This is a genomic window from Acinetobacter sp. WCHAc010052 (assembly GCF_002165295.2).
GTDB lineage: Bacteria > Pseudomonadota > Gammaproteobacteria > Pseudomonadales > Moraxellaceae > Acinetobacter > Acinetobacter chinensis.
On sequence record NZ_CP032143.1, the window covers coordinates 1220076 to 1233357 of the forward strand.

The 13282-nt window shown below is 42.2% G+C and carries 11 protein-coding genes; 4 read left to right on the forward strand and 7 right to left on the reverse strand.

Going from position 1 to position 13282, the window contains the following annotated elements:
- Positions 1-120: 120 nt before the first annotated feature.
- Complete coding sequence (gene gyrA / locus CDG61_RS06135; RefSeq protein ID WP_087550783.1) at positions 121-3096, forward strand: DNA gyrase subunit A; 2976 nt, start codon at positions 121-123, stop codon at positions 3094-3096.
- 86 nt (positions 3097-3182) lie between these two features.
- Here gyrA and CDG61_RS06140 read toward each other — a convergent pair whose 3' ends face one another.
- The 4 genes from CDG61_RS06140 to CDG61_RS06155 are packed head-to-tail and all read right to left on the reverse strand — an operon-like array spanning position 3183 to position 8076.
- Complete coding sequence (locus tag CDG61_RS06140; RefSeq protein WP_087550784.1) at positions 3183-4280, reverse strand: ABC transporter permease; 1098 nt, start codon at positions 4278-4280, stop codon at positions 3183-3185.
- 3 nt (positions 4281-4283) lie between these two features.
- Positions 4284-5405: an ABC transporter permease gene (locus tag CDG61_RS06145; RefSeq protein ID WP_087550870.1), complete on the reverse strand. Its 1122-nt coding sequence runs from the start codon at positions 5403-5405 to the stop codon at positions 4284-4286.
- A gap of 11 nt (positions 5406-5416) precedes the next feature.
- The gene (locus tag CDG61_RS06150; RefSeq protein WP_087550785.1) at positions 5417-6559 is read right to left on the reverse strand and encodes an HlyD family secretion protein; all 1143 of its coding nucleotides are present in this window, start codon (positions 6557-6559) and stop codon (positions 5417-5419) included.
- Positions 6560-6576: 17 nt separating this feature from the next.
- Positions 6577-8076 (reverse strand): TolC family protein, encoded by a 1500-nt coding sequence (locus CDG61_RS06155; protein WP_087550786.1) that lies wholly within the window; start codon positions 8074-8076, stop codon positions 6577-6579.
- Between the two features lie 405 nt (positions 8077-8481).
- On the opposite strand from CDG61_RS06155, the gene serC reads away from it, so the two are divergent.
- Complete coding sequence (gene serC / locus CDG61_RS06160; RefSeq protein WP_087550787.1) at positions 8482-9561, forward strand: 3-phosphoserine/phosphohydroxythreonine transaminase; 1080 nt, start codon at positions 8482-8484, stop codon at positions 9559-9561.
- Between the two features lie 53 nt (positions 9562-9614).
- Here serC and CDG61_RS17445 read toward each other — a convergent pair whose 3' ends face one another.
- Complete coding sequence (locus tag CDG61_RS17445; protein ID WP_171405435.1) at positions 9615-9755, reverse strand: hypothetical protein; 141 nt, start codon at positions 9753-9755, stop codon at positions 9615-9617.
- A 406-nt stretch (positions 9756-10161) separates the two neighbouring features.
- The gene (locus CDG61_RS06165) at positions 10162-11094 is read right to left on the reverse strand and encodes a hypothetical protein (protein WP_087511198.1); all 933 of its coding nucleotides are present in this window, start codon (positions 11092-11094) and stop codon (positions 10162-10164) included.
- Positions 11095-11299: 205 nt separating this feature from the next.
- Here CDG61_RS06165 and CDG61_RS06170 point away from each other — a divergent pair, with 205 nt between their 5' ends.
- The gene (locus CDG61_RS06170; RefSeq protein ID WP_087511695.1) at positions 11300-11767 is read left to right on the forward strand and encodes a YaiI/YqxD family protein; all 468 of its coding nucleotides are present in this window, start codon (positions 11300-11302) and stop codon (positions 11765-11767) included.
- Between the two features lie 15 nt (positions 11768-11782).
- The gene (locus CDG61_RS06175; protein WP_087550788.1) at positions 11783-12691 is read left to right on the forward strand and encodes a DMT family transporter; all 909 of its coding nucleotides are present in this window, start codon (positions 11783-11785) and stop codon (positions 12689-12691) included.
- A gap of 9 nt (positions 12692-12700) precedes the next feature.
- Here CDG61_RS06175 and CDG61_RS06180 read toward each other — a convergent pair whose 3' ends face one another.
- Positions 12701-13270 (reverse strand): PilZ domain-containing protein, encoded by a 570-nt coding sequence (locus CDG61_RS06180; RefSeq protein ID WP_087511202.1) that lies wholly within the window; start codon positions 13268-13270, stop codon positions 12701-12703.
- Positions 13271-13282 lie beyond the last annotated feature (12 nt).

Sequence of the window (13282 nt, forward strand, 5' to 3'; positions counted from 1 at the left end):
TCCATGCTATACTGTGCGACTGTATTTTTGATTTTGGCTCTCAGATTTAAGAGCTGAATTTTCACTGAATTTACGATATAAAATGCGGGCAGAATTCTGCTTGTATAACAAGGAGTATGCATGAGCGTATCGGAAATTAGACCGATTGCCATTGAGGATGAACTCAAGCACTCGTATCTGGATTATGCAATGAGCGTGATCGTATCACGTGCATTGCCAGATGTTCGGGACGGTCTAAAACCTGTTCATCGTCGTGTGCTTTTCGCAATGCACGAACTGGGCAATGACTACAACAAAGCGTACAAAAAGTCTGCCCGTGTTGTCGGTGATGTCATCGGTAAATATCACCCTCATGGTGATTTTGCTGTTTACGAAACCATCGTCCGTATGGCGCAGGACTTCAGCTTGCGTTACCAGCTGGTGGATGGTCAGGGGAACTTCGGTTCTGTCGATGGCGACAGTGCAGCAGCAATGCGTTATACCGAAGTCCGGATGCGCAAACTGACGCATGAAATGCTTGCAGATCTTGAAAAAGATACCGTTGAGTGGGAAGACAACTATGACGGTTCAGAGCGCATTCCTCAGGTTATGCCGACCCGTATTCCCAACCTGCTGGTCAATGGTGTAACAGGTATTGCAGTGGGTATGGCGACCAATATGGCGCCGCACAACATGACTGAAGTCATTCATGCCTGCCTTGCATATGCTGAAAACCCAAATATTGCCATCGAAGGTCTGATGGAACATATTTCGGGTCCGGATTTCCCGACTGGCGGTATTATTTACGGTAAATCGGGTATTGTCGATGCATACCGTACCGGTAAAGGTCGTCTGCATATCCGTGGTAAATACCATATTGAAGAAGATCAGAAGTCTGGTCGCAGCACGATTGTCTTTACTGAAATTCCTTATCAGGTCAACAAAGCTAAAACCATTGAGCGTATCGCTGAACTGGTGAAAGAAAAGAAACTTGAAGGTATCTCTGAGCTTCGTGATGAATCTGATAAAGAAGGAATGCGTATTGCGATTGATCTGAAGCGTGGTGAAAACGCTGAAGTCATTGTCAATAATCTGTTCCTGAATACTCAGCTTGAAAACTCATTCAGCATTAACATGGTCTGCCTGGATAATGGTCAGCCTAAATTAATGAATCTGAAGGATATTATTGCTGCATTTATCCGTCACCGTCAGGAAGTTGTGACCCGTCGTACCATGTTTGAGCTGCGTAAAGCACGTGAGCGTGGACATATTTTAGAAGGTCTGACGGTTGCTTTAGCAAATATTGATGCAATTATTGAAACCATTAAAACTTCTGCAAACCCTCAGGAAGCGCGTGAACGCTTACAGGCGGGTGAATGGGCAGGCGGTGGAGTGGTTGCTTTGCTTGCTGCGGCAGGTTCTGTTTCAGTTCGTCCTGATGAAATTGAGGGTGAAGATCCGTCTAAACCATTTGGTCTGGATGGCGATATTTACCGTTTGTCTCCAGCACAGGTTGGTGCAATTTTAGAATTGCGTTTACACCGTTTAACAGGTCTGGAACAGGATAAATTACACGCAGAATATACTGAAATCTTAGGTCAGATTGCGGAACTGACAGCAATCCTGAATGATTTCAATTTATTGATGGGTGTGATTAAAGAAGAACTTTCACTGATTCTGCAACAGTATGGCGATGCCCGTAAAACTGAAATTGTTGAATCGCGTATTGATTTCTCTCGTGAAGATTTAATTCCAGAAGAGCAGATGGTACTGACCGTATCTAAAACCGGTTATGCTAAAACTCAGCCATTGTCTGACTATGCCGCACAGCGTCGTGGTGGTCGTGGTAAATCTGCAACTTCAATGAAAGAAGATGATTACATTCAGCATCTGATCGTAACTTCAAGCCATGCAACCGTACTTTGCTTTACCAATGTCGGTAAAGTCTACCGTTTACGTGTCTTTGAAGTACCTCAGGCTTCCCGCGGTGCTAAAGGCCGTCCGATGGTGAATCTGTTGCCACTGGATGCAGAAGAAACCATCACTGCGATTCTGCCGATGATTGAAGCGCCGAAGAAATTCACTGAGCGCCTGGTTGAATTCCGTAGTTTCGTCCGTACCAACGTTGAAAAACTGCGTGAAAATGCCATCATTGATGGACATTATGAAGCACTGAAATCTGCATTTGCAGAACTGGGTGAAAATCCGGATGATCTTTCTCCAGCTTTACGTACCCAGCTGAAAGAACTCAGTGCTGAACTGACAGCTTCTGACAGTGATGACAGTCTGGTTGCTGAGTTTGCAGAACGTGCTGAAAATGTCCGTAAAAACTTCTATGTCTTTATGGCAACTGAATTCGGTACGATTAAGCGTGTTGAACTGGAACAGTTCAGTAATGTCCGCTCAAACGGTTTACGTGCAATTGAGCTGAACGAAGGCGATACCTTGATTGGTGTAGCGATCACAGACGGTGAACAGCAGATCATGCTGTTCTCAAATGAAGGCAAAGCAATCCGCTTTGCTGAAACTGATGTCCGTGCGATGGGTCGTTCTGCAAAAGGTGTCCGTGGTATGCGGGTAACGGTGGGTGCAGCTCAGGTCGAAGAGGCTGACGACACTGAATCAGATGATGAAGATACTTCTGATTCTGCATTTATCAGTCGTATTGTTTCCCTGGTTGTTGTTCCAGAAACAGGTGAAGTACTGTGTGCTTCTGAAAATGGTTACGGTAAACGTACTCCTGTAGACAACTTCCCAACCAAGAAACGTGGCGGTAAAGGCGTTATTGCAATTAAAACATCAGAACGTAACGGTGCGCTTGTTGGTGCTGTTGCAATTGATGCAAGCAAAGAGCTGATGCTGATTTCTGACGGTGGAACACTGGTTCGTACACGTGCTTCAGAAGTCGCTGAAACGGGGCGTAATGCACAGGGTGTCCGTCTGATCCGTCTAGGTCAGGACGAAATACTGGTTGGCGTGGAAGCAATTGAAGCGGTGGAAGAAGAAGATATTATTGTAGATGAAAATACAGAAGTATCTGAACATATCGTGGATGATGAGACCATTGTCGATACAACAGAAAATGAGTCAGATCTGAGAGAGTCAGAAGAAGACTGATTTTCAGAGATATAAAAAAAGAGCGCTTCGGTGCTCTTTTTTTATGCAGATGGTTTTGAAATACCTGTTCGGATCTCAGACCATGATTATTTATGTCGCAATCTATAGTTTGCCCACATCAGACAAAAGGCTGTAAAGCACAGTAAATAAATCAGTTTGGGAATCACGGTGCTGGTGGACACACCCATCTGATTTAGCTGGATAAACATCTGTATGCCCTGTGTGGATGGCAGAATATTGCCCAACCATTGCATCCACTGGGGCATGGCAGCATGGGGCCACGCGGTGCCTGACAGTAAAAACAGTGGAATGGAGCTGAAGACAATGACATGACCTGCACGTTCGGGCATATCCAGAAAAGAAGCTATGAGCAGGGTCAGGGCTATAATACAACTGATAAAGACAGGCACAGCAAGCAGCATACCCCAGAAGTTTCCACCATGCGGATAATCATAAAACCAGAATGTAAATCCAAATAAATAGAAGCATCCCAGACAGCCGATGGTGAGTATTGCTGTAAAAATACCTATAAGTTCAGTGTGTGACGGTCGCCATTTTTTTTCACGGTAACCTGCGATCAGCATGCTTAAGCCAAGCACAATCGTCTGATGGATAATCAGAGGAGCAATTGCAGGAAAAATATAGCTGCCATAGCCTGAAAGCACATTGAATAATGGAATCTGATGGATGGACAGAGCGGGTGAAAAGTGGGAAATATTTCCAAATTTTGCAGCCTGTTCTGCAACTGCATTTTCAATTGAACCTGCCAGTCCGAGACCAATCTGCTTGGTTTTTAAAAAATAGGCGGCACTCAGATAAAGTCCTATTCCTCCGGTTTCTCCACGATAAATACTGTTGGACAGGTTATGTGGCAGCAGCAGTATGCCATCGGCTTTCTGCTCACGGATCAGCTGCTCAGCAGCAGCAAAGTTTCCTGTAATGGACTGAATACGGACATTGGGACTTTTTGAGACTTCCTGAATAATCGTGGAGGTCATCAGGCTTTGTTCTTCATCAACAATCACGATCGGCAGTGATTCTGCATGTTCTGCTTTATAGGCGGTGGGATAAAAAAAACTGTAGAAAAAAACTGAAAGAATAAGAGTCGTCAGAATGGAACTGTTGGCGGCTATGTCTTTAAATGTTCTGATATAAAAGTGTAAGAAAGAGGTTGTTTTTTTCATTGCTTACACCTCAGTTTTCTTTTTCAGAACCAAGCTTGCGACTGCAAAATAAAACAGGCAGTAAAACAGTAAAACAGTAAAAGGAATGACAGAGATATTCAGCGGACTGCCAATCACCCATTGTTCAGTCTGCAGTTTTGCATAAGGGGTATAAGGAATAATATTCGCCCAGAATTTTGTGAATAAGGGTGCATTATTTAAGGGAAGGGTAACACCTGCAAAACTGAGGGAAGAACCACCATAAACCGCAATAAAGCCGAAAGTTTTGGCTAAATTTCCTGTTACCAGTACAACAGTCGCACTGATAAAGGCGTAAGCACTGTAAAACAGAATCTGAGCCAGCATGATCAGCCATAAGCTACCTGCGGTGAACCACCCACGAAACTCAATCAGCCAGAGCATCCATAACCAGGTCCATAGTGTAAAGATCACCACATAGGTCATACATTTGGAAAATAAAGCCCCCCAGTGGGGTTGACCTGCTGTCCACTGATGCTGAGTGGAAAATTTGAATTCCTGTCCTACAGCAAAAGCAACACAGCAGCAGAGCAACAGATGTAAGATGGCTGGAATCATAAAAGGTTCAAGATAAAACTCATAACTTAAACCTGGGTTATACAGTGCTGAAATTTTGACATGCGGGGTAGGGGCTTCAATAAAAGGAATTTTCTGTTCAAGAAAACTGCTTCCCATAAAATCTGATGTTGCCTGTAATGTACTGACCAGCATGGCAGATGAAATAGTGTTGCCCACACTGAAATAACTCTGATTGAATGCAATTGCAATCTCAGCATCTTTTGCCTGAACAAGACGCTGTTCCGCACCAGGTGGAATCAGGACATAGCCCCAGATTCGGGTCTGATTCAGTAACTGTTCAGCTTCTTTTAAATTATCAGTCTGTATATAGATACTCAGTGTGTTGTTATGACTGATATATTTCTGAACAGTCTGACTTAAGGCACTGTGATCCTGATCAATCAGTGCAATGGGCAAGTGATCAGGTTTTCCCTGATAAAACATACAGCTGAATAAAACAATAATGAATGCAGGTACAACTGTGACCAGGCTGAGATCCCATTTATGACTGCGCAAATATTTTAATTCACGCAGAATTCCTGACCACAGTGCAGCAAACACTAGCGGGACTCCTGCACTTTGAAGAGTACACTCATGCCGACTTTCAGATCTGGAACAGCTTGGACAGGTTCAAGATGGATTTTAAAACTGCGGATATCGTAACCCCCAGTCTGTCTGGTGGTTTTGATGGTGGCAAATTCACCTTCAGCTTCGATATGCTTAATTTTAAAACTGACGTTTTTCTTCAGGGCAGGAATATAACCTTCCATTGTCTTTGTTTTATACACCTGAGCATACTGATCTTCACGGACATTCAGACTGACCCATAAATCATCGTCAAGCAGAATACTGACCACAGGTACGGCAGTAGCGACCAGTTCAGATACTTTGCCATACGTTTTGGATACAGTTCCATTCACAGGTGAAAGTAACCGTGTTTCTGCTTCCAGAGCATTTGCTTCTGCAACGGCTGCATTGGCTATGGCAACCTGAGCATCTGCTCCTGACTGCTGTTCAGGAGTGCTTCCACGTTTAGCGCGGGCATACTGCTGATAGGATGCTTCGGTCAACTGAGCTGCAGACTGAGCAGCTGCCTGCATTTCATCTTTACGTTGCCGTGAAATGACACCTTCCTTAAACAGTTTTTCTCCACGCTGGAAGGTTGTGACAGCCAGATGTTCCTGCGCTTTCATGCTTTGCCAGTTGGCATACAGTGTATCTATATTTTCCTGTTGTGAGCCACGTTCTGCGGTGGATTGAAGGGCGAGCGCAGACTGAAGCGCAGCAAGTGCCTGTTGTTTTTTTGCATCAACTTCAGGACTGAACAGACGTACAAGAGGCTGGTTCTTAGTCACTTTCTGACCGTCATGTACATAAAGTTCTTCAATACGGCTGGGTATTTTTGTGCTGACATGAACTGTTTCAGCTTCCACCCGACCCTGTAATTCTACGGTTTTAGGCTGATAGCTTTTCCACAGTCCAAAGGCAATCAGTCCCAGCAAGGCAATAATGATGATTGCAATGACAACTTTTTTCAGCGGGAACCCTGGATTGTCTTCGGTTGTTTCTGAAACTGCCTGTTCATTTTCTGTTGAAGGTGGTTCATTCACAGTTTCAGTATTTTCAGTTTCTGAATTTTCATTCGGTTGATCTGAAGTGGAGGAAGTGTTGTCCAGATCAGATGATGCTGAGTCATTTGTCATGATGTTTCTTCTCCAGGTCAGCGAATATAAATCGTATTGGTCTGATTCACATAGCTCTGAAACTGATCTATGGAACCATGGCTCTGTAAAAGCGCAGCGAGCGAAAGAATGTATTTATAGGCATTTAAAGCCTGTTCAGACTGAAGAACTGTCAGTGAATTCTGCGCATCAACCACCTGTGTTGCTGTTCCCATATCTTCTTTAAATGACAGCTCCTGAATTTTTAAATTTTCCTGAGCCGCTTTTATATTTTGTTGAATCAAAAGGTTACTTTGCTGTGCTGTAGTGATTTCAGTATAGGATTTAAAAATAATGTTTTCGGTTTCCTGTCGGGTGCGTGCTGTCAGTAACTGAGAGGCATAGCGTTGCAGCTCGGCAGCCTGAATATTTTTGTTTTTATCAACACCCGAGAACAGGTTATAACGTGCAACAACGCCTACAATCCAGTTCTGTTTTTCATCGAGGCTGTATTCACCAAATGCGAACAGATTCGGTTTTTTGGCTGCACTCTGGGCTTTGACATTGGCACTGGCAAGTTCAGTATCCAGCTGCATTTTACGGATCAGTGAAGATTGATCCTGATAGGTTTTCAGTAAAGTGCTTAAAGACTGATTCTGAGTTGAATTAATGAATAAAGGGGTGTTCAGATCGGTGATCTGACTGCTTTGCATTAAGTTATTCAGCTGAAACAGGCTGGCTTTCAGATCAGCCTGGGTATTTTGTAGATTTCGTTCTGCATTGTTTTTTGCAACTTCAAACTGCATCCGCTGTCCTTTACTGATGAAACCCTGATTTTCCAGTTTTAAAGCATTGTTATAATGTTTCTGCATTGCATTCATATTGAACTGAGCTGAATGCAGCAACTGTTTTTTCAGCTGTACACCAAAATATACCTGAATCAGTTCAAATCGCTGAACATCCTGTTGCTGTTTCGTGGTCAGCTGACTTCTCTGGGCTTTAATTCCAGCAATTTCTTTGGCGGATGTGGTCAGTCCTCCTGTATAAAGGGGCATCAGTACAGAAACAGTGGGACGGATCACTTCGTCTTCAAGTACGACATTTGCTGAATCAGGAAATAAACCCATACCACTGTGGATGGTCTGGTTCAGTCCCTGTTTAAGTGGATCAGCAATACCTGAAGGTAAATTCTGTTCAGTCTGCCATTGATTGACTTTGTCATTGACCCCTTGTGAGAGCGTATGTTCCAGATTGTTTTTAAATGAATCGAGTGGAATATCGACTTCGTTATGAAAAGCATAAGCACGGACATTTAAGTCTACACGGGGCAGTCCCAGTCCTTTGACTGCATCAGCCTCGAGTTCGGAAGCTTTCTGCAAAGCCTGATTTGCCTGACTGGTATAGGAGTCCTGTAGAATCTGTTGTTCTGCCTGAACATAACTCAGACTTTCAGCATGCAGGGAACTGCTGAGCAACAGGCAGGGAATGATTCCAAGACAGGAGCAGAACTGTGTGGCAGTTGATAAGACTTTTTTATGATTTGCTCTTTTTATCTTCATCGGAAAGCTGTCGGCATCTGATTAAATTTAAAATTATTTTACCTTTAAAAATGTAGTGCAAATAATCTAAAGGTTCGGACTGAAATGTATATATTTTGTAGTATGCCATGCTTTTAGCATCGAAAAATTCAGATTGTCATATTTTTCTGTGCTTGAAGCTATGAAACGTCATGAAGTTTTATTCTGAAAACTCAGATTTTCAGTGCAGGATACATAAATCATCAGTTCATAATATTCTAAAAATACAGAGAAAAATCTTCTTTGGTTCAGTTTTTCTTATTGAAATATCAGCTCTATTTCAGCATTCATATTGAAAATATTGACTGACAAAGCTACTGCAAGAATAGCTGATTTGTGGTTAAATGCGCCTATTTCATTCGTTTCACTTCACAAAAGGGAAAAATCATGCGCGCGTACAATTTCTGTGCTGGTCCTGCTGCATTACCTACTGCCGTTTTAGAAAAAGCTCAGGCTGAAATGCTGGATTGGCAGGGTAAAGGCTTATCCATCATGGAAATGAGCCACCGTAGCAAAGACTATGTGGCTGTCGCTGAAAAGGCAGAAGCTGATCTTCGTAAACTGATGAACATTCCTGAAAACTACAAAGTTCTGTTTTTACAGGGTGGTGCGTCCTTACAGTTTTCTGCTATTCCTTTAAACCTGCTGGGTAAAAATCCTAAAGCGGATTATATCCATACGGGTATCTGGTCTGAAAAAGCAACCAAAGAAGCTCAGCGTTATGGTGATATCAATATCATTGAAGCAGGTACAAGCATCGATGGTAAATTAGCGATCAGCGATCAAAGTAACTGGAACCTGTCGAATGATGCTGCTTATGTGCATTATGCTGATAATGAAACTATTGGTGGCATTCAGTTTGCCGGTATCCCTGAAACAGATAAACCTTTAGTTTCAGATTTTTCTTCAAGCATTTTATCTGCGCCACTGGATGTATCAAAATTTGGTCTGATTTATGCAGGTGCGCAGAAAAATATCGGTCCTGCTGGCTTAACTTTAGTGATTGTCCGTGACGATTTACTTGATCAGGCAAAACCTGAAATTCCAAGTTTATTGAAATATGGTTCGCAGGCTAAAAATGATTCCATGGTCAATACACCAGCAACTTATGCATGGTATTTATCTGGTCTGGTATTTGAATGGTTACTGGAAAATGGTGGTGTGGATGCAATGCACAAAACCAATCTTCAGAAATCAGATCTGCTTTATGGTTATATTGATGGAAGCGATTTCTATAATAACCCAATTGCTGTACAGAACCGTTCGATTATGAATGTACCGTTTACCCTGGCTGATGAAGCGCTGGATAAACTGTTCCTGAAAGAAGCGGAAGAAAATCATCTGTTAAATCTTGCTGGTCACCGTTCAGTTGGTGGTATGCGTGCAAGTATTTATAATGCTGTTCCACTTGAAGGTGTGCAGGCACTTGTGAACTTTATGGATGACTTTGCAAAACGCAAGGGTTAATTCAGACAGTCAAAAAAGCCCATCCATAGATGGGCTTTTTTTATTGGTTATATTCAGAAAATAAAATGATGAGCAATAAAGCCTGAGATCATCATGCCTAATATAAAAAACAGACAGGAGTGTAGGTCAAGCGGATAACGCTTGATTAAATGATGTTCAACCTGTTGCATGTTTTCTTCTTGTACGATTTTCATAGATATCTCTTTTCCGATCTATTTATCGTTAAATCCTATTTCTTGAACATATTATATGCATAAAAAATTGATTAAATAAAGTACTAATGCAATTAAATATAATAAAACATACATTTTTATTCTGGTCATTTTATTTATTTTATAAGCTATTGAAAATATATAATTTTATTTATTTATATTGAAAATGATCTGGTTTAACAGGCAGTGGATAAAGATTATAAAATCCTGACTGTTTTGAATTTAAACTGTGGATAAGTGTAGCTTATTATGAATTTAATAAATTTGAATAATCGTATTTCTGTGGATAACTTAATGGCGAGGTGAGGGAACTGCTGGAAAAATAATAAAAAAACAGCTCAGAGTTAAAATAAATCTGAGCTGTGAAATGGATTCTTTTAAATTTAAATCAGGATTTTTTAGCGTAGATATAAGCCTGAATCCAGATATTACCTCGAATGAACTGACCAATCTCAAAGTCTGCATAAGCAGGGTCGCGTGTTGCTATACGGATCAGCACAGCTTCCTGATCGTGTTCATGAATCAGGGCGACATCATACAGCGTGTATTGCTCATTCATAAACTGCATGGATGTTTTACCCACGATATTGCCCTGAAACCAGGCTTCATCTTCCTGTCCGAGGGTTTCTCCATAAAGGTAAGCAACCATTTTTGAAAAATCGACGGTTACAGGTGCTTTGTCATCTTCAGATGTCGGTTCCCATGCATCAATCTGTTCCTGAAGGTTTTCAGGCGCAATACCATTGTTGGCAGCGAGAATATCATTGAGTGCCCGATGGTGTTTAATGGAAGCCGGATCATCCACAACCAGCTGTTCATGTTCTGCGACTGTTTCAAGCTCATAAGCCCATGCATTCAGATGAACTGTATACTGCTGATTTTTTTCATAGTGATCGTGATTGACGCTGTATAAGCTGTCAAATGCATAAACCACTGTATTTGAGCCGAGATTCAGCTGTAGCACAGCCTGGGTGTTGGTGTGACAGGTAATGATACGATCTATACTTGCAACGGTTTTATAAGGGCTTTCAAAGCACGGAAATGCAGTTTTTACTGATTTTGGACGGTTGTTCTCAACAGCAATGACCTGTGAGAGCTGGACAGGAGATTTGCCTGGTCCCTGAATAAACCAACTGCTTTCATCCATATCGCATTCTTCAGAGCATAACCCCATTGGCATGACGGGTTCATCCAGTGCCAGACTTAACCATTTGGGAACATCCTGTGTGGGTTGATCTGTTAGAAGGCTCCAGTGCTCTACATGACTGCCAAAGTGCTGATCTTCAATGGTGATAACTTCTGGTCTGTTCTGGTTTTTCATATGCACAATTGATGTTGGGTTATATGTATATATTAAATCGAGGGTTAATGTCAGATTTCAAGTCCCTGTACGTAAATTTCATGACTTAGATATGAAAACAGAGGCTGAAAAAGGGACAGGAAGTCTGACTTTATCATTTAGTCATACAGACTGATGGCTGGATTTGATAGAATAGGCACATATTGAAACAGGATATCAGACTCAGGTGCTGCCATTTAAATTATGGGTGGATGCTGACGCACTGCCCAGAATTCTCCGTGATGTGATTTTACGTGCTTCTGACCGTTATCAGCTGGAAGTGACTTTTGTGGCAAATCAGAATGTGGGTGTCACCCCATCGGTCAGAATCAATTCCATTCAGGTAATGCATGGTGCGGATGCTGCGGATCAGGAAATCGTGAACCGCATGCAGGAACATGACATCGTGATTACTCAGGATATTCCACTGGCGGCTCAGGTCATCGAAAAAGGCGGAATAGCAATTCATCCCCGTGGTGAAATTTATACGGATGCAAATATCAAAGCCCGCCTGCATTTGCGTGATTTTATGGAAACATTAAGAGGTGCAGGCGTGCAGACAGGTGGACCTCCTCCAATTTCTGAACGTGATAAACGCGAGTTTTCAGGTTCTCTTGATCAGACTATTCAGAAACAGAAACGTAAAACAGCTTAATTCATCAGGTCAGTCATGCCATCCAGATCGAACATTCTGTTCACATATATCCTGTTAATATTTATATGGGCGACTACACCACTTGCCATTGTATGGAGTGTTTCAGACCTGCATCTGATGTGGGCACTGGTATTGCGTTTTTTTATTGCATTGCCGATTGCTGCTGTACTTCTGGTTATTTTAAAAATACATTTTCCTGTCGATAAAGTTTCATTACACAGTTATCTGGCAGGTTCTTTCAGTCTGATCGGTTCGCAGATTTTTACTTATATTGCGACGGATTATCTCAGTTCAGGCATTATTGCTCTGATGTTTGGTCTGGCACCGATTATGGCAGGCTTAATCGGTCGTTTGGGATTTCAGCAACATCTGAGCCGAATGCAGTGGACAGGGATGCTGATTGCAGTTGCCGGTCTGAGCATTATCTGTTTTGGTGGGGAAAATCAGCATATTCAGCCCTTTGGTATTGGGTTGATGCTGATGAGTGTTTTTACTTATTCACTGTCTATCTTCTGGGTCAAAAAGGTCAATGCAGATGTTGAGCCCATGGCACAGGCAACAGGTTCAATTTTAGTCTCGACAGTGGCTGCAATCTGTCTGCTGCCGTTTATCTGGCAGCATATTCCAGACCATATTCCATCTGCTAAATCTTTAATGGCACTGTTCTATGCTGTGATCATGGCGTCACTGATTGCAATGTTCTGTTATTTCAAACTGGTACAGAATATTCAGGCAACCACACTTTCGCTGACAACGGTCATGACTCCCATGATTGCACTGTTTATTGGTGCTGTGCTGAATAATGAGCAGTTATCAGTCATGGTGTTTGCTGGTGCGTTTGTGCTGTTGTTCGGTCTGTTTGTTTATTTTTACCGTGATCTGAAAGCCAGCAGAGAACTGGCACGCAGAACTGCCCGGAAATAAACAGCACTGTTACTGTTTATTCTGAGTCAGTTCTACACATTCACCTAATTTTGAACGGTCCTGCGGATGCAGTGTGATGAAATATGCACCGGTTCGGTATTTTCCGTTTTCTTCCTCACGGCTGTAAACAACCTGAGCTGTTGCAGCGATGTGGAAAAAGTTTTCAGGATGGCTGAGGGTGAGGTGAATATAGGTTCCTTCAGCAATCAGACGGTCGCTGTAAAAGCTTAAACCGCTCTCAGAAAAGTTGACCTGTTCAGGGACTGGTAACATGGATTGTACAATTGCATCGTATAAAGACCCAGTGATAAGGTTTAATTTCTGGTTGAATAAGGATAAGATTCGAGCAATTTGTTGATCTTTTTCAGTTAATTGTTCTAATTCGTAGTTTAGTGCATGATCAAATTGATCTAATTCTGCGAGTAGTAGAAAATAACGTGGTAAAACAAAGTTAGGATCGTAAGGATCATTCAGAGCAACTTCATCAGAGATAATCTGATAGTTGATTCTTAAGGCAGCATCGATTCTGGACATCACACGTCGTTCAGTCGCCGCGTTTTGATGCTGTAAATTTTCCATAATGTATTACCT

Coding starts and splice junctions, on each gene's coding strand:
- gyrA (WP_087550783.1), top strand. CDS start 121: ATGAGCGTATCGGAAATTAGACCGATTGCCATTGAGGATGAACTCAAG.
- CDG61_RS06140 (WP_087550784.1), bottom strand. CDS start 4,280: ATGAAAAAAACAACCTCTTTCTTACACTTTTATATCAGAACATTTAAA.
- CDG61_RS06150 (WP_087550785.1), bottom strand. CDS start 6,559: ATGACAAATGACTCAGCATCATCTGATCTGGACAACACTTCCTCCACT.
- CDG61_RS06155 (WP_087550786.1), bottom strand. CDS start 8,076: ATGAAGATAAAAAGAGCAAATCATAAAAAAGTCTTATCAACTGCCACA.
- serC (WP_087550787.1), top strand. CDS start 8,482: ATGCGCGCGTACAATTTCTGTGCTGGTCCTGCTGCATTACCTACTGCC.
- CDG61_RS17445 (WP_171405435.1), bottom strand. CDS start 9,755: ATGAAAATCGTACAAGAAGAAAACATGCAACAGGTTGAACATCATTTA.
- CDG61_RS06165 (WP_087511198.1), bottom strand. CDS start 11,094: ATGAAAAACCAGAACAGACCAGAAGTTATCACCATTGAAGATCAGCAC.
- CDG61_RS06175 (WP_087550788.1), top strand. CDS start 11,783: ATGCCATCCAGATCGAACATTCTGTTCACATATATCCTGTTAATATTT.
- CDG61_RS06180 (WP_087511202.1), bottom strand. CDS start 13,270: ATGGAAAATTTACAGCATCAAAACGCGGCGACTGAACGACGTGTGATG.